We start from the raw sequence: 15973 nt of genomic DNA, 5'->3' as shown, positions 1-15973 counted from the left end.
ACGAGGCGGGCGTCCGCACACCGGCGGACGCCCGCCGTACGGCTAGCGCCGGTCGAGCAGGTACGAGGTGATCTTGCGCATCACGTCGTCGCGCTCGGCGGCGCTCGCCAGGTGTTCCAGGCCGAAGCCGAGCAGGACCGAGTCCGGGGTGGCGACGGCGGGTGCGCCGAGCGAGTTCGACCTGAAGAAGTCGGGGCCGGGCCGGGTCGTGCTGCCCGGCGGCGGTCCGGGCACCGACCAGCCGCCGTAGCCGCTCTCGAAGCCGTCACGCCACAACGTGCCCGCCAGTGTGCTCAGCCTGGCGTCGTCGACGAAGACGCCCTGCAGGCCGGTGCCGGGGTCGGACACGTAGCTGATCGACACCTCGACCTTCCTGCCCGCATAGGCGGACAGGTCGAAGGCGGCCTGCTTCCAGCCGCCGGAGTTGCCGGTGAAGGCGTTCCACGCGCCGCTCGTGCCGCCCGCGGTGCACGGCGCGCCGGGGGTGAGGTAGCGCTTGAGCCACGGGTGCAGCTCCAGCAGGTACCCGGCCTCGCACTCGGCCGGGACGGTGGTGATCGTGGCGCCGCCGAGGTCGGGCAGAGTGGTCCAGTCGGCGTTGGTCGTGTGCGCCTCGGCCAGGACGAAGTCGTAGTTCGCCTCGGTCGTGTAGGAGAGCTGGACCTCCAGCTTGGGCGCCTGGGCCGCGCTGATGCCGCGCAGGTCGATCGTCCTGGTCAGCCGGTTGTAGGCGTAGTTGGCATGCCTGACGCCGACATGCCACTTGCCCTCGACCGGTTCGAAGGGCCCGGTCCGGCCCCGGTAGAGGGCGATCGGGCCGCTGCGGAACTGCGGGAAGTCACGCTCGCTCAGCACCGAACTGGTGACGGTGAGGTTGCCCGCCTCGTTCAACGGGTTGTCGCCGCCAGCCCCGAACGTCGCGGCGATCGGCAGGCCGGACCCGTCGATCCCGCTGGGCAGGGCCAGGGCGCCGCGGCCCGAGACGCCGAGCCAGTACTGCATGAAGTCGTTGGACAGCGTCTCGCAGTCGTCGCGCGTGCTGACGGTCACCACGCACGGCCGTTCGGGGTAGCCCTTGAGGCCGTAGAAGATGCCGCCCGCCATGACGGAGCCGAAGTAGGCGGCCGTCTCGCCCGCGTGCACGAGCTTGCCGCCCTCGTTGAGGTAGTCGCGCATCGCCAGCGTCAGGGCGAAGGCCCGGTCGGCCACCTGGGCGTTCTGCCTCGGCGCGCCGAACACGGTGATCGTCTCGTCGGCGGGGTCCTGGGTCAGGCGGTTGTCGCCGAGGTACCACACCACGCCCTTGAAGTGGCCGAGCGCGCCCAGGTGGTGCGGCACCCCGTCGGCGTCGACGTCCCAGACCAGGGCCTTGCGCCCGGAGGCGGCCAGCGCGGCGACGTAGCTCTGGGCGTACTTGGGCGCGGTGACCGTGGCCGGGTAGAGCGGGTTGACACCCTTGTAGTCCTCCTCGGCCACCACCAGGACCTCGGCCCCGGCCAGGTCGCGCACCGTGTAGCCGAACGCCGTGCTCTTGACGACGCCCTGCGGGCCGAGCCCGGTGAACCACACCTCGACGCGGTCGCCCGGCTTCTGGCCGCGTACCTCACCCCGGTACTCGGCGAAGTAGGTGTTGTTCTCGTCGCCGTAGCGCTCGCCGCCGCGCCATTCCCTGACCGGGGCGAGCTTCGGCAGGCCGCCGTTGATGCGGTAGATCATCAGCTTGGCCGCGAGCGAGCGCCTGGCCGTGACCGCGACCTCCTGGACGGCGCCGTAGGAGACGGTGAACGGGTCGGTGGTGAAGTCGGGCACGCTCCTGCCGACGACCGAGACCGGCCGGTCCGGCTTGGCCGCCGACCTGGCCAGCGACAGCGCGTAGGGCACGTTCTTGGCGATCTCGCCCGCGACCAGCTTCTCGTCGTCGGGGAAGTGGAAGCCGCTGGCGCAGTCCTCGGGCAGCCAGGCGTCGTCCGGGTCGACGTTGGAGGCGCTGACACAGGTCGACATCTCGGGCGTGTGGGTCAGGGCGCCGAAGGTGTTCTCGATGTAGCCGTCGGTCTCGCCGTTGGTCGTGTAGAGCTGCGCGCCGATCTCGGGCACATATCCGGGTACGGCGGGCTTGGCGGTGTCGCCGAGGATGGCCTCGTGGATCACGTCGTCGGGCGAGGGCGTGTAGAACTGCCAGCCGACGCCGTGCAGCAGCAGTTCGGCGGCCGAGTGCCAGTTGATCACGAACTTGGGCCTGACCTTGCGCATGAGGTCGATCTGCGCCTTGGTCTCGGGCTCGGAGGCGGGCTCCCTGCCGCGGAAGGTCTCCGAGGCGGGCACGGGCGAGGAGCCCTCGTTGTCGTAGCCCCACTTGTGCGGGAAGTTGCGGTTCAGGTCGACGCCTTCGGTGGCCTCGACCGTGCCGTCGCCGTCGTTGTCGCGCAGGTTCTTGCGCCACAGGCGGTTGCCCTCGGTGAAGGTGTGGTCGTAGCCGTCGACGTTCACGACGGGGACGAACCACAGGTCGACGCTGTCGACGAGCTTGGTGATCTCGGCGTTCTTGCCGTAGTTGTCCAGGTAGTGGTGCAGGAGGCGGCGCACCATCTCGGGCGTGATCCACTCGCGGGCGTGCTGTGCGGCCTGGTACACGACGGCCGGCCTGGTCCGGTCGGGCAGCCAGCGGGCGCCCTTGGTCACCCTGACGGCTGTGATCGGCTTGCCCTGCAGGGTGGTGCCGATGTCGTAGGACCTGGCGATGGCGGGGTGGTCCTGGGCGGCCTTGACCAGCTCTTCGCGGATGTTGCCCGGCCCGGAGTAGGGGCGGAAGACCGTGGGGGCGGCGGCGGTCCTGGCCTGCGGCGTGCTCTTCCTGACGAGACCGAGGCCCTGGGCGTTGAGCTTGGCCGCCTCGACCTGGTTGAGGATCACCTCGACGTGCAGCCTGCCGCCCGGGGTCGGCACCGCGCTGACGTCCTCCTGGTCGAGGGAGTCCTGGCGCAACCTCTCCATCTGCTCCAGCGTCAGCTCGGCGGTGTAGACCTGGGGGCCGATGCCGGGCGCCGTCTCCTCGGCGGTCGCGGGGAGCGTGGTGAGCAGGCCGGATAACAGGGCCAGTATCGCGATAACGGATAACCGCTTCATTCCGCCTCCAAGGGTGCAAACGGCAATAGCGTGCGCGCTCCGGATCGGCGTGTCCAGCACCCGCACACGATCCGGTACGGCCGGGCCACGGTGCACCGTTCCAGCCCCGGCGGGCGGGCGCGTGCCCGGCATGGGAGGATGACCGGCGTCATGGTCGCCTCCTTCGCCTTCCGCCTCCTGCGCGCCGCCGCCTTCGCGGTCGTGGCGGCCGGGCTCGGCGTGCTCGCCCATCTGCTGGGCGGCGGATCGCTCGCACCCGGGGCGACGGCGGGCGCGCTGGTGCTCGCCGGTGGGGCGGCGACGGCGTTCGCGGGGCGTGAGCGCTCGCCCGCGACGGTGCTCGCGGTGCTCGGCGCCACGCAGGCGGTCCTGCACGTGTGGTTCTCCGTGGCGGGCGCCGCGGGCGAGGGGCCGCTGCCGGTCGGGCATCCGCATGCCGGAGGGCTGGTGCCCGGGATCGGCATGCTGGTGGCCCATGGGTGGGCCGTGGTGCTGACCGGGTGGTGGCTGGCCAGGGGCGAGGCCGTGCTGTGGGGGCTGCTGCGGCGGCTCGGCGCGGTGCTGGTGCGCCGGTTGACCGCACTGCTGGTGCCTGCCGTACGGGGGCCGGGGTCGGGGTTCGCGCGGCCTGTGGTGTTGCGGTCGGCGGTGTTGCGGCATGTGGTGTGCGGGCGGGGGCCGCCTCTTCTTCCCGCCGCCTGACGCCGTCGTGAGCGATGGCGGGCGGTAGCCGTGCCTTCGTCCGGACTGGCTTTCGGGGCAATCCCGGGAAGTAGAGGAAAACACCCATGCACGTTCGTCGTGTTCTCTGTGCCGCGCTCGTCTCGGCGGCGGCGCTGACCGCGTGCGGGGCCGCGCCCGCCGCGACCGCTCCGCCCGCCGTCTCCTCGCCCGCCTCGCGGGGGCCCGCGCTGAGCATCACCGACCCCTGGGTCAAGACGATCAAGGGAGGAGGCGGCATGAGCGCCGCCTTCGGCACGCTGGTCAACTCCACCGGCGCCGACCTCACCGTGCTGTCGGCCGGCACTCCGGCCGCCCCTCGCGCCGAGCTGCACGAGGTCGTGGACGACGCCGGGAAGATGGTGATGCGCCGGAAGGAGGGCGGCTTCGTGATCCCGGCGGGCGGCACGCTCGAGCTCAAGCCGGGCGGCGACCACATCATGCTGCTCGACGTGCGCGAGCCGGTGCTGCCCGGCGCCGAGGTGCGGTTCACCCTGCGGCTGAAGGACGGCTCCACGATGGAGTTCACCGCCGTGGGCAAGGACTTCGCCGGGGGCAACGAGAGCTACGACCCCGCCACGAGCGGCGGGCACAGCTGACATGCCGCCCTCACGAACCGGCCGCCTGAGCCGCAGGGGCCTGCTCGCTTCGGGAGGCGCCCTGCTGGCAGGCGCGCTGCCCGCCGGGGCGTCGGCGCCCGCCGGGCAGGCCGTCGAGGCCTTCCACGGCACGCACCAGGCGGGGATCGCGACCGCGCCGCAGGCCCATGCGGTGTTCGTCGCCTTCGATCTGCGTCCCGACGTGGGGCGGGAGGCGCTGGGCAGGCTGATGCGCGTGCTCACCGACGACGCCCGCAGGCTGACCCAGGGGCGTCCCGCCCTGGCCGACACCGAGCCCGAGCTCGCCGCGGCGCCCGCGAGGCTGACGGTGACGTTCGGGTTCGGGCCGGGCCTGTTCAGGGCGGCGAAGATCACGGGCGCCCCGGCAAGGCTGCCGGCGTTCGAGATCGACCGGCTGCGGCCGCAGTGGAGCGACGGCGACCTGCTGGCGCAGATCTGCTGCGAGGACGCCCTCACCCTGGCGCACGCCCTGCGCATGCTGGTCAAGGACACCCGATCCTTCGCCACCGTACGCTGGACCCAGCGCGGCTTCCGCAGTGCGACCCAGCCGTCGGGCCAGACCCAGCGCAACGTCATGGGCCAGCTCGACGGCACCGTGAACCCCAGGCCGGGCACCCCCGACTTCGACCGGGCGGTGTGGATCGGCGAAGGCCCGATGCGCGGCGGCACCACGCTGGTGCTGCGCCGGATCAGGGCCGAGCTGGAGACCTGGGACGCGGCCGACCGGGTGGCCAAGGAGTTCACGGTGGGCCGCAGGCTCGACAGCGGAGCCCCGCTGACCGGCACGAGCGAGCACGACCCCGCCGACTACACCCGGCTGAACCGGATCGGCTTCCCGGTGATCGCTGAGTACGCCCACATCAGGCGGGCGCACGTCGCCGACCCGGGCCTGCGGATCTTCCGCAGGGTCTACAACTACGACGAGGGCGTGACGGCCTCCGGCAAGGCGGACTCGGGACTGGTCTTCGCCTCCTACCAGGCCAGTGTGGAGCGGCAGTTCACCCCTGTGCAGCGGGCGCTGGCCGAGGCCGATCTGCTCAACGAGTGGACGACGCCGATCGGGTCGGCGGTGTTCGCGGTGCCACCGGGATGCGCCGGCGGAGGGTGGGTCGGCGAGACGCTGCTGGGGTAGTTTCGGGCCGCCTGCGAGGTTCGGACGAGGATTTTCGGGCCTTGCAGGCGGCCTTGACCGGCGTTACCCTCTGCCTAACTCTTAAGAAACTTTCCTATAAGAAAGTTGACACAGACTCCAGTCCGGGCCGCGCCCCGCGGCCCGTCACCCCCCGGGAGCGCATCAGTGTCGAGGTATCGCATCACGGCGGTCCTGGCCGCCCTGGCGGCTGCGGCCGTCATGTTCGTCGTCCTTCCCATGTCACCCGCATCCGCCGCCGTCTGCGCCACGCCCTGGAGCCCGACGGCCGTCTACACCGGCGGGATGATCGCCTCCCACAACGGCAGCAACTGGCGTGCCAAGTGGTGGACGCAGAACGAGACGCCGGGCGTGGCGGGCGTCTGGGCCACCCAGGGCGCCTGCACCGGCGGCCCCACGCCGACCCCCACGCCCACACCGACGCCGACCGTCACCCCCACGACGCCGGGCACCTGCACGTACACGATCTGGACGGCGGGCACCTTCTACGCCACCGGCGCCATCGTCAGGTACACCAACGGCAGCTACTACATCGCCGAGCACGACAACCCGGGCTACGACCCGACGATCAGCACCTGGTACTGGGACCCCTACATCTGCCGCCCGGGAGAGCCGACGCCGACCCCGACGCCCACGCCGACCACCACCTCGCCCTCCGGTTTCGTGGTGACCGAGGCGCAGTTCAACCAGATGTTCCCGAGCCGCAACTCCTTCTACACCTACAACGGCCTGGTCGCGGCCCTCAGCGCCTACCCGGCCTTCGCCAAGACGGGCACCGACACGGTACGCAGGCAGGAGGCCGCGGCCTTCCTCGCCAACGTCAACCACGAGACCGGCGGTCTGGTCCACATCGTCGAGCAGAACACCGCGAACTACCCGCACTACTGTGACGCCAGCCAGTCCTACGGCTGTCCGGCAGGCCAGGCCGCCTACTACGGCCGCGGCCCGATCCAGCTCAGCTGGAACTTCAACTACAAGGCCGCGGGCGACGCGCTCGGCCTCCCGCTGCTGACCAACCCCAACCTCGTGCAGAACGACGCCTCGGTGGCCTGGAAGACCGGCATCTGGTACTGGATGACGCAGAACGGCCCCGGCACCATGACCCCGCACAACGCGATGGTCAACGGCAACGGCTTCGGCGAGACGATCAGGAGCATCAACGGCGCCCTCGAATGCGGCGGCAGGAACCCGGCCCAGGTCCAGAGCCGGATCAACGCCTACACCCGCTTCACCCAGATCCTGGGCGTGGCCACCGGACCCAATCTGAGCTGCTGACCTCAGGCGAAAGCCCCCGCTCGCGCGTCCGCACGGTCGCGCGGCGGGGGTTTTTCGCGTTCCGGTTGACGCGAGGCCCCGGCGGCGTGTAGAAAACCATCTAGTTATGAAACTAGCTGGTTATGAAGTCATGGATTCCGAGCGGCTCGACGCCACGTTCGCGGCGCTGGCCGATCCCACCAGGCGGGCGATCCTCGCCAGGCTGGCGGCGGGCGAGGCGAGCGTGACCGAGTTGGCCGCGCCGTTCGCCATGAGTCAGCCCGCGATCTCCAAGCACCTCAAGGTGCTGGAGCGGGCCGGACTGGTCTCGCGCGGCCGTCAGGCGCAGCGCAGGCCGTGCCGGCTGGAGGCCGCCCCGCTCAAGGCGGCCGTCGACTGGCTCGCCGACTACCGCGAGTTCTGGGAGGAGAGCTTTCAGCGGCTCGACGCCCTGCTGAGCGAACTCAAGGCCGCACAGGAGCAGGAAGAGCCCACATGAGTGCCGATTCCCTTCGGGTCAGCGCGCCGAGCGACACCGAACTGGTGCTCAGGCGGGAGTTCGACGCGCCGCGCGACCTCGTCTTCGCCGCGTGGACCCGGCCCGAGCTGCTGCGGCGATGGCACGGCGCCCGAGGCTGGAACCTGGTGGTCTGCGAGGTCGACCTGCGGGTGGGCGGCGCGTGGCGTTTCGTCGCACGCGGCCCCGGCGGCCTGGAGATGGGCATGAGCGGCGTCTATCGCGAGATCGACCCGCCCGGCCTGCTGGTCAGCACCGAGACCTTCGACGAGCAGTGGTACCCGGGCGACTCCCTGGTCACCACCACGTTCGACGAGCGCGACGGCAGGACCACACTGACCAGCACCGTGCGCTACGCCGCCAAGGAGATACGCGACCTGGTGCTCAGGTCGCCGATGGAACGCGGCACCGGCGAGAGCTACGACCGCCTGGCAGGCGTGCTGGCATCCATGATCGACTCTACTTCTCACGACAGGAACACATCATGAACTGGACCCTCGAAGTGGTCGTCGTGCCGGTCACCGACCCCGACCGGGCCAAGGCCTTCTACGCCGAGCAGCTCGGCTTCACCGTCGACCACGACACCCGTCCCAGCGAGAACGTCACCGTCATCCAGCTGACCCCGCCGGGCTCCGGCTGCTCGATCGTCGTGGGCAAGGGCCTGTCCGACATGGCGCCGGGCTCGTTGAAGGGCCTGCAGCTGGTGGTCGCCGACATCCACAAGGCGCACGCCCAGCTCGTCGAGCGCGGCGTCGAGGTGGGCGAGGTGCAGGTGGCCGGGCCGACCGGCTTCAGGCCCGCGGTCGAGGGCGAAGAGCTGGACAATGTCGGGTTCCTCTTCTTCTCGGACCCCGACGGCAACGGCTGGGCCGTACAGCAGATCTCCTCGCGCGGCTGACGGCGTGCCCGGCGAACTCAGCGCCTCGGCCTTCACCGGCAGGCTGACCGCGCTCGCCACGCCGGAGGAGCGGGTCAAGCAGCGGCGCTACTTCAAGGAGAGCGAGGGCGACGTCTTCATCGGCGTGCGGATGGGTCAGGTGTTCGAGCTGGCCAAGGAGTTCGTCGACCTGCCGCCCGCCGAGCTGGAGGCCCTGCTCGACGACCCGGTGCACGAGGTGCGGGTGGGTGCGCTGAGTGTGATGAACCAGCAGGCCAAGCGCGCGCGTACGACGCCCGAGCGCAGGAGGGAGCTGTTCGAGCTGTATCTGCGCCGCCACGACCGGATCGACAACTGGGACCTGGTCGACCTGGCCGCGCCCCGGGTGGTGGGCGGCTACCTGCACGCGTTCGGGGGCTCGCGCGAGGTGCTCTACACGCTCGCCCGCTCCGAGGTCACGTGGGAGCGGCGCACGGCGGCCGTCGCGACGCTCTACTTCACCAGGCAGGGCGAGCTCGACGACGCGTTCGCGATAGCCGAGCTGCTGCTGGGCGACTCCCACGACCTGATCCACAAGGCGGCGGGCTGGGTGCTGCGCGAGTGCGGCAGGCAGGACAGGCAGCGGCTGCTGGCCTTCCTCGACGAGCACGCGGCCACCATGCCGAGGACGACCCTGCGCTACGCCATCGAGCACCTGCCGCCGGAGCAGCGCGCCGACTACCTGGGCAGGAAGAAGGCCGCCGCACGCTGAGAGGAGGTTCCCGGCCGCCACGCGCGGCGGCCGGGAACCGGGTCACGGCCGAAGCGCTACGGCGTGACCTCCGGGCTGGGCGCCGGGAGCTCCTTGTAGAACTCGCGGCTCTCGGCGTAGACCCAGCAGTCGCAGGTCCCGCTCATGTCGTTGACCGCCACCGTGCGCCAGTCGTCGACCTGGAAGCTGGCCAGCTCCCACGCCGATCCAGCCCCGCCGCCGTCGCTGCGGACCCTGACCTTGACCAGGTCGCCGATGTCGGGCGCGTCCTCCAGGTCGTACTCGGTGGAGGAGCCGTTCTCGAAGTCGTTGACGCCGTCGCGGTCCAGAAGGTACTCACGCGTCTGGCCCTTGGTGCCGAACAGCTTGACGAAGATGCTGGCGTCGGTGCCCGCACCGGACGAGGTGCCGGTGACGACCCTGATCGTGTAGCCCAGGGTGGGCGCGGGGTCGTCGGCCGCCACGGCGGCTGCCGCGAGACCGGGCAGGGCGACGGCGGCGATGCTGAGCGCGGCGAGGCCGCGTCGAATATGACGTTTCATGGAATCTCTCTGACGTGAGAAAACCGCATAGGAATGTACGGCTTCGCCCTATCTACCCATAGGGTGAGGCATTGAATACGTAGTGTGACTTTTGTCAGGTTGTCGTGAGCCGGTTCGCGCCCGCCTCGACGCTCATCGTGTGCGTCTTGCCCGGCACGAGCGGGCTCGCCGGATCCTCCCTGTCGTAGATGTAGCGCCACGTGTGGTCGGCCCGCCCAGGCGTCACCTCCAGCACGCCGAAGCCGTTGTCGGCGGGCTCCATGTACTTGGCGTGCGGGTTGTGCGCCAGCAGCGCCCTGACCGCCGTGCCCAGGTACAGCCAGCCGCCCGTGACGCTGTCGCGCATGGTCGGCGAGGTGACCGAGGTGACGACGAACTCGGTCGCCACGCTCTGCGCGTAGTCGTAGGTGGAATGGGTGAGCGGCACGTCCGCCGCCCAGGAGAAGTGCACGTCGCCGGTAAGGAAGACGACATTGTCGATCTCGTTGTCCCACACGTGGTCGAGCAGCCTGCGCCGGTCCGCCCGGTAGCCGTCCCACTGGTCGCTGAACGGCATGCTGCCCGGCGGGTAGTCGCCCGACAGGCCCACGCCGGACAGCAGCTTGGCCACGGCGCCCGCCACCCCGCCCTGCGGGACCTGGATCGGCGAGATCAGGACCGAGTTGCCGATCAGCTTCCAGGTGGCGTCCGACTCCTGCAGCGTGCGGCGCAGCCAGGCCATCTGGTCGCGGCCGAGCAGCGTCCTGTTCCCGTCGTCGGCGCCGCCCTGGCCCTTGCCCATGGGCGGGACCTGCTGGTCGCGGTAGGAACGCAGGTCGAGCAGCGGGATCTCGGCCAGCCTGCCGTACCTCAGGGTGCGGTAGAGGCGGCCGGTCCCGTCCTCGCGCACCGGCATCCACTCGTGGTAGGCGCGCATCGCCGCGCGTTTCCTGGCCGGCCAGTCCTCGGGTGTGGTCTCGTCCGAGCCGCCCGACCAGGCGTTGTCGGCCAGGTCGTGGTCGTCGATGACGCAGGCCCAGGGCACGGCGGCGTGCAGGCGCTGCAGGTCGGGGTCGGACTTGTAGACGCCGTGCCTGATCCGGTAGTCGCGCAGCGTGCGCACCTGGTGCTCCGGGCGCTGCCTGCGGGCGACCTTGCCCGACCACTGGTAGCCGCGCAACGGCCCGCTGGAGCCCCAGTCGTCGGTGCCGTACTCGTAGATGTAGTCGCCCAGGGCGAGCACCAGGTCGATGTCGCCCGCCGAGTCCAGGATGTGCCGGTAGACGGAGAAGAATCCGGCCTCGTAGTTGGCGCAGGCCACCAGCGCCAGCCGCAACCGCTCGACGCCCGCGTCCGGCGCCGGGGCCGTCCTGGTCGTGCCGACCGGCGAGAGCCTGCCCTGGCAGCGGAAGCGGTAGTGGTAGAGCCGGCCCGGCCGCAGGCCGCGCATGTCCACCTTGACCGTGTGGTCGCGCTCGGGGCCGGTGACGACGTCGACGCGCACGACGTCCCGGGTGAAGGCCGCGTCGGCCGCCACCTCGCAGGTGACCGTCACCGCCGCCCCCTTGCCGCTCCCGGGTACGGCATCGGCCGACGGGGTCACCCTGGTCCAGAGGATCACGCCGTCGGGCAGGGGATCGCCCGACGCGACCCCGTGCCCGAAGGGATGCCCGTCGGCCGCCGCCAGCCACGGCGTCAGCGCCGTGACGCCCACTCCCACGCCGACGCCCTGCAGAAAGCCCCTTCGGCCGAGTTCGATCCCGCTCATGCGCGCCTCCCAGAGATGATCATGAAAGCGATCAACCCAGGTCGGCAGTGCCGTGCCAAGCCGCCGCACCGGTCTTCGACGGTGTCGTGAAGATGGCTTGTCACCGACGGGACAGGCCTGACCTCGTCAGCCGGGCGAGTGCCGTGAGCGTGGCTTTCCACCGGCAGGAAAGCCCGGACTCCCTCACCCGGTGCCACGCCCCAGGCGGGCGAGGTCGGCGACGGCGGTGGTCGCGGTCTCGATCTCGCGATCGGTGTTGTAGTAGTGCGGTGACAGGCGCAGGCACCAGTCGACGTCCTTGTCGCCGAAGTCGTACTGGGCGAACTCCCGGAAGCTGAGCGCCGAGTTGATCCCGCGTTCGTCCATGGCGGCCTTGAACGGCTGCGGTGACCAGCCCTCGACGCCGAAGGTGACCAGCGCTCCCAGCTCGGCCCCATGGTCCAGCACGCGCACCCCGTCGATCCCGGCCAGCCCCTCGCGCAGCCGTGCGGCCAGCACGGGTGTGCGCGCGGCGATGGCGTCGAGGCCGACCCGCCTGGCATAGGCGACGGCGGCGGCGCAGCCGAGCACGGTGGCGTACGGGTGCTCCCACTCCTCGAAGCGCACGGCCGTGGCGGCGGGCTCGTAGCGCTGCTCGTGCACCCAGCGCGAGCCGTGCATGTCGATGAACAGCGGCTCGTACCCCTCCCGCAGCACCCGGTCGGAGACGTAGAGGAAGCCCGAGCCCCTCGGGCCGCGCAGGAACTTGCGGCAGGTGGCGGTGAGCAGGTCGCAGCCGATCTCGGCCACGTCGATCGGGTACTGCCCGACGGACTGGCAGGCGTCGACGAGGTACAGCAGGCCGAGTTCGCGGCAGTGCGCGCCGATCTCGGCGACCGGCTGGACCAGGCCGGAGTTGGTGGGGATGTGGGTGGCGGCGACCAGTCGCGGCCGGTGCACGCGCATGAGCGCGGCCATCATCGCCACGTCGACGCCACCCTCCGGCAGGTCGGGCGCGTGCACGACGCGCACGCCGAAGCGCTTGCGCAGCGACAGGAAGGCGATCTGGTTGGAGATGAAGTCGTTGCGGGTGGTGAGGATGACGTCGTCCGGCTCGAACGGGATCGACGACAGCGCGGCGGAGTAGGCGGCCGTGGCGCTCGACGCGAAGGCGATGTTGCCCGGGGCGCAGTTGAGCAGGGCGGCGACCTCGTCGTAGAAGTGGCTCACCTGCTCCGCCCTGGCCGCCGACGCCTCGTAGCCGCCGATCGACGCCTCCAGCCGCAGGTGGTCGACCATCGCGGCCAGTACGGGCGCCGCCAGCAGGCCGCATCCGGCGTTGTTGAGGTGCACGACCTGCTCGCACCCCGGCGTGTCGGCCCGCAGCGCCTCGACGTCCAGTAGCGATACGGAGCTGGTGTTGGTAGTGCTACTGTGATCTCTCATGTCAGACAGTAGCACTTCTGCCGCCTTGGCCTCCACCCTGCGGGGACTGCTCGCCGCGCTCTCGCCCGGCGATCGGCTGCCGAGCAGCAGGGAGCTGACCCAGCGCTACCACGTCGGCCCCGGCACGGTCTCGCGTGCCATCGCGCTGCTCAGCGCCGAGGGAGTCGTCGTCACCCGGCCGGGCAGCGGCACGTTCGTGGCGGCCAGGCCGGGCGGCGGGGCGGGGGCCGGGCCCGACACCTCGTGGCAGGCGGTGGCGCTGGCCGGGCGCGACTTCGACGCGGCCGGGGCCATGGCGGCGTCCGAGCTGCCGATGGAGGGGCAGATCGCCATGGCGGGCGGATATCCGCACGAGTCATTGCAGCCGGTCAGGGCGCTCGGCGCCGCGCTGGCCAGGGCGGCCAGGCGGCCGGACGCCTGGCGTCGTGCGCCGACGGCCGGGCTCGCGCCGCTGCGCGCGCTGTTCGCCAGGCAGGCGGGCGGCGGCCTCACCCCGGAGGACGTGCTGATCACGGGCGGCGGGCAGGGCGCGCTGTCGATGGTGTTCAGGGCTGTGGCCGCGCCCGGCAGCCCGGTGCTCATGGAGTCGCCCACCTATCCGGGCGCGCTCGCCGCCGCCAGGGCCGCCGGGCTGCGGCCGGTCCCCGTGCCGATGGACGAGGAGGGCGTACGGCCCGACCTGCTCGCCGACGCCTTCGCCGCGACCGGCTCGCGACTGGTGTACTGCCAGCCGACCTTCCACAACCCGACCGGCGTCGTGCTCTCCCCCGCCAGGCGGGCCCAGGTCGTGGAGGTGGCACGGGCCGCCGGGGCGTTCCTGTTCGAGGACGACTTCGCCAGGCACCTGGGGCACGGCGCAGTCGTGCCGCGCCCGCTGATCTCCGGCGACCGCGACGGCACGGTGATCCATCTGACCTCGCTGACCAAGCCCGCCTCGCCGAGCCTGCGCATCGGCGCCCTGGTGGCGAGGGGACCGGTCATGCGCAGGCTGCGGGGGATGCGTTTCGTCGACGACTTCTTCGTGGCCAGGCCGCTGCAGGAGGCCGCGGTCGACCTGCTCAGCACGCCCGCGTGGGAGCGCCATCTGCGCGCGCTGGCCGCCGCGCTGCGGGAGCGGTGCTCGGTGCTCGTCTCGGCGCTGGCCCGCGAGACGCCCGGCTGGCGGGTGAGCGGCCTGCCGCTCGGCGGGCTGCATCTGTGGGTGGAGCTGCCCGCCGCCCTGCGCGAGAGCGACGTGACGCGGGCGGCGCATGCCGAGGGCGTCGCGGTCAACGCGGGCGGGCGCTACTTCCCCGCCGAGGCGCAGGGCGCCTACCTGCGGGTGGGCTTCGCCGCCTCGGCCGACCTGACGGAACTGGCCGAGGGCGCCCGTCGTCTCGGCCGGGTCGCGGCGCGATTCGAGGTGTGATCCGCGTCACACCTGTGCCTCCGAAGCCAAATAGTCGACTATGAATAGTCAGCATCGACTATTTGATTTCAGGGAGGCACGATGACGACGATCACATCGGCGCTGGTGATCGGCGGCGGCATCGCGGGCCCGGTGACCGCCATGGCCCTGCGCCGCGCCGGTGTCGAGGCCAGCGTGTACGAGGCCTACGCCGGGGCCGCCGACGGCATCGGCGGCACCCTCACGCTCGCGCCCAACGGCCTGGACGCCCTGCGGGCGGTCGGCGCCGAGCAGGCGGTGCGTGCCGTCGGCCAGCCCATGTCCGCCACCCTCGTCACCGACGGCTCGGGCCGACGCGTGGGCGGCTTCGCCGCACTGCCCGGCCTGCCGCCCGGCCAGGCGATGTGGCGCTCCGACCTCTACACCGCCGTCCACCGCGCCGCCGAGACCGCGGGCGTGCCCATCACGTACGGCAGGCGGCTGACCGTCGTCGAGGAGCACGACGACGGCATCCTCGCCAGGTTCGCCGACGGCACGAGCGCGCGGGCCGACATCCTCGTCGGCGCCGACGGCATACGCTCCACCGTACGGACGCTGATCGACCCGGCCGCGCCGGGCCCGAGGCACGTGCCGCTGCTCAACTTCGGCGGCCTGGCCCGCCACACCGCGCCTTCGCCCGGCCCCGACACGGCGTGCTTCGTCTTCGGCAGGCGCGCCTTCCTCGGCTACTGGGTGCAGCCGGACGGGAACACGGCCTGGTTCGCCAACCTCCCGCACCCGACGCCGACGACGGGCGCGCAGGCCAGGCTGACCTCCAACGCGACCTGGCTGACCCTGCTGCGCGGCGTCTTCGCCGACGACCCGGCCTGCCGCGACCTGCTGCGCCACACCGAGGCGGCCGACCTCGTCCCCCTCGGCTCGGTCGAGATCATGCCGAGCGTCCCGCACTGGCACCGCGGCCGTATGGTGCTCGTCGGCGACAGTGTGCACGCGCCGTCGCCGAGTTCGGGCCAGGGCGCGTCGCTGGCCGCCGAGAGCGCGGTGCAGCTGGCCAGGTGCCTGCGCGACCTGCCGGGCGCCGCGAGCGCCTTCGCCGCCTACGAGGCGATGCGCAGGCCCAGGGTCGAACGGGTGGCGGCCAGGGCCGCGAGGACGAACTCCAGCAAGGCGCTGGGCCCGTTCGCGATCTCGATGATGCGGCTGATGATGCCGCTGGCGAGGAGGACCTTCCTGTCCCCCGAACGCGCGCTCGGCCCCGAGCAACGCCACCACGTGGACTGGGAGGCCCCGGTGCGCTGAACCATTCGCAGGTCAAAAGGTTGCCTATCTCTGCGAATAGCCACAAAACGGATGGAAATATACAGCCCGTTAGAGCATGACTACCAAGCGCATCTGATGCGCTGCAGCACATAGGAGAGCTGAGAAATGCTCCGTCGTCTTCTGCTCGTCTCGGCCTGCGCCGGCACGATCGTCATGGGTTCGGCCGTCGCCAACGCCGAGACGCAAAAGGACATCGAGATCACCCAGCAGTGCCTCATCCCGACCGGCACGATCATCGACGAGATCTGCGGGATCAAGATCGAGAAGATCAAGGCCCTGGCCGGGCTGTTCACCGGCGGCCTCGGCGGCCTGACCGGCGGCCTCGGCGGCCTGACGCCCAAGCCTCTGCCCGTCCCCGTGCCCGTCGTCACCCCTGGCTCGGGCACCGGCACCGGCACCGGCACCGGAACGGGCACAGGCACGGGTACGGGCACCGGCGGCTACGGCACCGGCAGCTACGGCTCCTACGGCACCGGCTACTGATCAGCCATGCCTCCGGGGGCGGCGACCGGCGTTCCGGTCGCCGCCCCCTCCCGC

15 protein-coding genes are annotated in these 15973 nt (G+C 71.4%); 11 read left to right on the top strand and 4 right to left on the bottom strand.

What is annotated here, in order from left to right; translation table 11 throughout:
- Positions 1-42: 42 nt before the first annotated feature.
- Positions 43-3126, bottom strand: coding sequence for a M14 family metallopeptidase (locus tag ACTWNK_RS18310; RefSeq protein ID WP_474305263.1), 3084 nt, complete (start codon positions 3124-3126; stop codon positions 43-45).
- Positions 3127-3264: 138 nt separating this feature from the next.
- Between ACTWNK_RS18310 and ACTWNK_RS18305 the strand changes: the two genes are divergently transcribed.
- From ACTWNK_RS18305 to ACTWNK_RS18270, 8 genes are all read left to right on the top strand, one after another.
- On the top strand, positions 3265-3828 hold the full coding sequence (locus ACTWNK_RS18305) for an MFS transporter (protein WP_474305261.1): 564 nt from the start codon (positions 3265-3267) through the stop codon (positions 3826-3828).
- Between the two features lie 86 nt (positions 3829-3914).
- A complete protein-coding gene (locus ACTWNK_RS18300) occupies positions 3915-4445 on the top strand; it encodes a copper chaperone PCu(A)C (RefSeq protein WP_474305259.1) in 531 nt (176 codons plus the stop codon).
- Position 4446: 1 nt separating this feature from the next.
- Positions 4447-5598: a Dyp-type peroxidase gene (locus ACTWNK_RS18295; protein WP_474305257.1), complete on the top strand. Its 1152-nt coding sequence runs from the start codon at positions 4447-4449 to the stop codon at positions 5596-5598.
- A 219-nt stretch (positions 5599-5817) separates the two neighbouring features.
- A complete protein-coding gene (locus ACTWNK_RS18290; RefSeq protein ID WP_474310939.1) occupies positions 5818-6891 on the top strand; it encodes a glycoside hydrolase family 19 protein in 1074 nt (357 codons plus the stop codon).
- A 130-nt stretch (positions 6892-7021) separates the two neighbouring features.
- Complete coding sequence (locus ACTWNK_RS18285; RefSeq protein WP_474305255.1) at positions 7022-7369, top strand: ArsR/SmtB family transcription factor; 348 nt, start codon at positions 7022-7024, stop codon at positions 7367-7369.
- The gene (locus ACTWNK_RS18280) at positions 7366-7875 is read left to right on the top strand and encodes an SRPBCC family protein (RefSeq protein ID WP_474305253.1); all 510 of its coding nucleotides are present in this window, start codon (positions 7366-7368) and stop codon (positions 7873-7875) included. The genes ACTWNK_RS18285 and ACTWNK_RS18280 overlap by 4 nt, the downstream gene beginning before the upstream one ends.
- Complete coding sequence (locus ACTWNK_RS18275) at positions 7872-8285, top strand: VOC family protein (RefSeq protein ID WP_474305251.1); 414 nt, start codon at positions 7872-7874, stop codon at positions 8283-8285. The genes ACTWNK_RS18280 and ACTWNK_RS18275 overlap by 4 nt, the downstream gene beginning before the upstream one ends.
- Positions 8286-8289: 4 nt before the next feature.
- Positions 8290-9015: a DNA alkylation repair protein gene (locus ACTWNK_RS18270; RefSeq protein WP_474305249.1), complete on the top strand. Its 726-nt coding sequence runs from the start codon at positions 8290-8292 to the stop codon at positions 9013-9015.
- 56 nt (positions 9016-9071) lie between these two features.
- Here the strand turns inward: ACTWNK_RS18270 and ACTWNK_RS18265 are convergent, their stop codons facing one another.
- The 3 genes from ACTWNK_RS18265 to ACTWNK_RS18255 form a co-directional block, all read right to left on the bottom strand.
- The gene (locus ACTWNK_RS18265) at positions 9072-9557 is read right to left on the bottom strand and encodes a PLAT/LH2 domain-containing protein (protein ID WP_474305247.1); all 486 of its coding nucleotides are present in this window, start codon (positions 9555-9557) and stop codon (positions 9072-9074) included.
- 94 nt (positions 9558-9651) lie between these two features.
- Positions 9652-11304, bottom strand: coding sequence for an alkaline phosphatase D family protein (locus ACTWNK_RS18260; protein ID WP_474305245.1), 1653 nt, complete (start codon positions 11302-11304; stop codon positions 9652-9654).
- Between the two features lie 183 nt (positions 11305-11487).
- Positions 11488-12729, bottom strand: coding sequence for an aminotransferase class V-fold PLP-dependent enzyme (locus ACTWNK_RS18255; protein ID WP_474305244.1), 1242 nt, complete (start codon positions 12727-12729; stop codon positions 11488-11490).
- Here ACTWNK_RS18255 and ACTWNK_RS18250 point away from each other — a divergent pair.
- From ACTWNK_RS18250 to ACTWNK_RS18240, 3 genes are all read left to right on the top strand, one after another.
- Complete coding sequence (locus ACTWNK_RS18250) at positions 12728-14137, top strand: aminotransferase-like domain-containing protein (protein WP_474305242.1); 1410 nt, start codon at positions 12728-12730, stop codon at positions 14135-14137. The genes ACTWNK_RS18255 and ACTWNK_RS18250 overlap by 2 nt on opposite strands.
- Positions 14138-14218: 81 nt before the next feature.
- Complete coding sequence (locus ACTWNK_RS18245; RefSeq protein ID WP_474305240.1) at positions 14219-15415, top strand: FAD-dependent monooxygenase; 1197 nt, start codon at positions 14219-14221, stop codon at positions 15413-15415.
- A gap of 126 nt (positions 15416-15541) precedes the next feature.
- Positions 15542-15919, top strand: a complete 378-nt coding sequence (locus tag ACTWNK_RS18240) for a hypothetical protein (RefSeq protein ID WP_474305238.1) — start codon at positions 15542-15544, stop codon at positions 15917-15919.
- Positions 15920-15973: the final 54 nt, after the last annotated feature.

It is taken from the genome of Nonomuraea sp. IBHARD001, assembly GCF_056106265.1.
The sequence above is the reverse complement of the archived record's forward strand: the minus strand, read 5'-3'. Positions and strand labels throughout refer to the sequence as shown.

Excerpts from the sequence above, each read along its gene's own strand:
- ACTWNK_RS18295 (WP_474305257.1), top strand. The coding sequence starts at position 4,447 with ATGCCGCCCTCACGAACCGGCCGCCTGAGCCGCAGGGGCCTGCTCGCT.
- ACTWNK_RS18290 (WP_474310939.1), top strand. The coding sequence starts at position 5,818 with ATGTTCGTCGTCCTTCCCATGTCACCCGCATCCGCCGCCGTCTGCGCC.
- ACTWNK_RS18280 (WP_474305253.1), top strand. The coding sequence starts at position 7,366 with ATGAGTGCCGATTCCCTTCGGGTCAGCGCGCCGAGCGACACCGAACTG.
- ACTWNK_RS18240 (WP_474305238.1), top strand. The coding sequence starts at position 15,542 with ATGCTCCGTCGTCTTCTGCTCGTCTCGGCCTGCGCCGGCACGATCGTC.
- ACTWNK_RS18245 (WP_474305240.1), top strand. The coding sequence starts at position 14,219 with ATGACGACGATCACATCGGCGCTGGTGATCGGCGGCGGCATCGCGGGC.
- ACTWNK_RS18275 (WP_474305251.1), top strand. The coding sequence starts at position 7,872 with ATGAACTGGACCCTCGAAGTGGTCGTCGTGCCGGTCACCGACCCCGAC.
- ACTWNK_RS18310 (WP_474305263.1), bottom strand. The coding sequence starts at position 3,126 with ATGAAGCGGTTATCCGTTATCGCGATACTGGCCCTGTTATCCGGCCTG.
- ACTWNK_RS18250 (WP_474305242.1), top strand. The coding sequence starts at position 12,728 with ATGTCAGACAGTAGCACTTCTGCCGCCTTGGCCTCCACCCTGCGGGGA.
- ACTWNK_RS18305 (WP_474305261.1), top strand. The coding sequence starts at position 3,265 with ATGACCGGCGTCATGGTCGCCTCCTTCGCCTTCCGCCTCCTGCGCGCC.
- ACTWNK_RS18255 (WP_474305244.1), bottom strand. The coding sequence starts at position 12,729 with ATGAGAGATCACAGTAGCACTACCAACACCAGCTCCGTATCGCTACTG.
- ACTWNK_RS18300 (WP_474305259.1), top strand. The coding sequence starts at position 3,915 with ATGCACGTTCGTCGTGTTCTCTGTGCCGCGCTCGTCTCGGCGGCGGCG.
- ACTWNK_RS18265 (WP_474305247.1), bottom strand. The coding sequence starts at position 9,557 with ATGAAACGTCATATTCGACGCGGCCTCGCCGCGCTCAGCATCGCCGCC.
- ACTWNK_RS18285 (WP_474305255.1), top strand. The coding sequence starts at position 7,022 with ATGGATTCCGAGCGGCTCGACGCCACGTTCGCGGCGCTGGCCGATCCC.
- ACTWNK_RS18260 (WP_474305245.1), bottom strand. The coding sequence starts at position 11,304 with ATGAGCGGGATCGAACTCGGCCGAAGGGGCTTTCTGCAGGGCGTCGGC.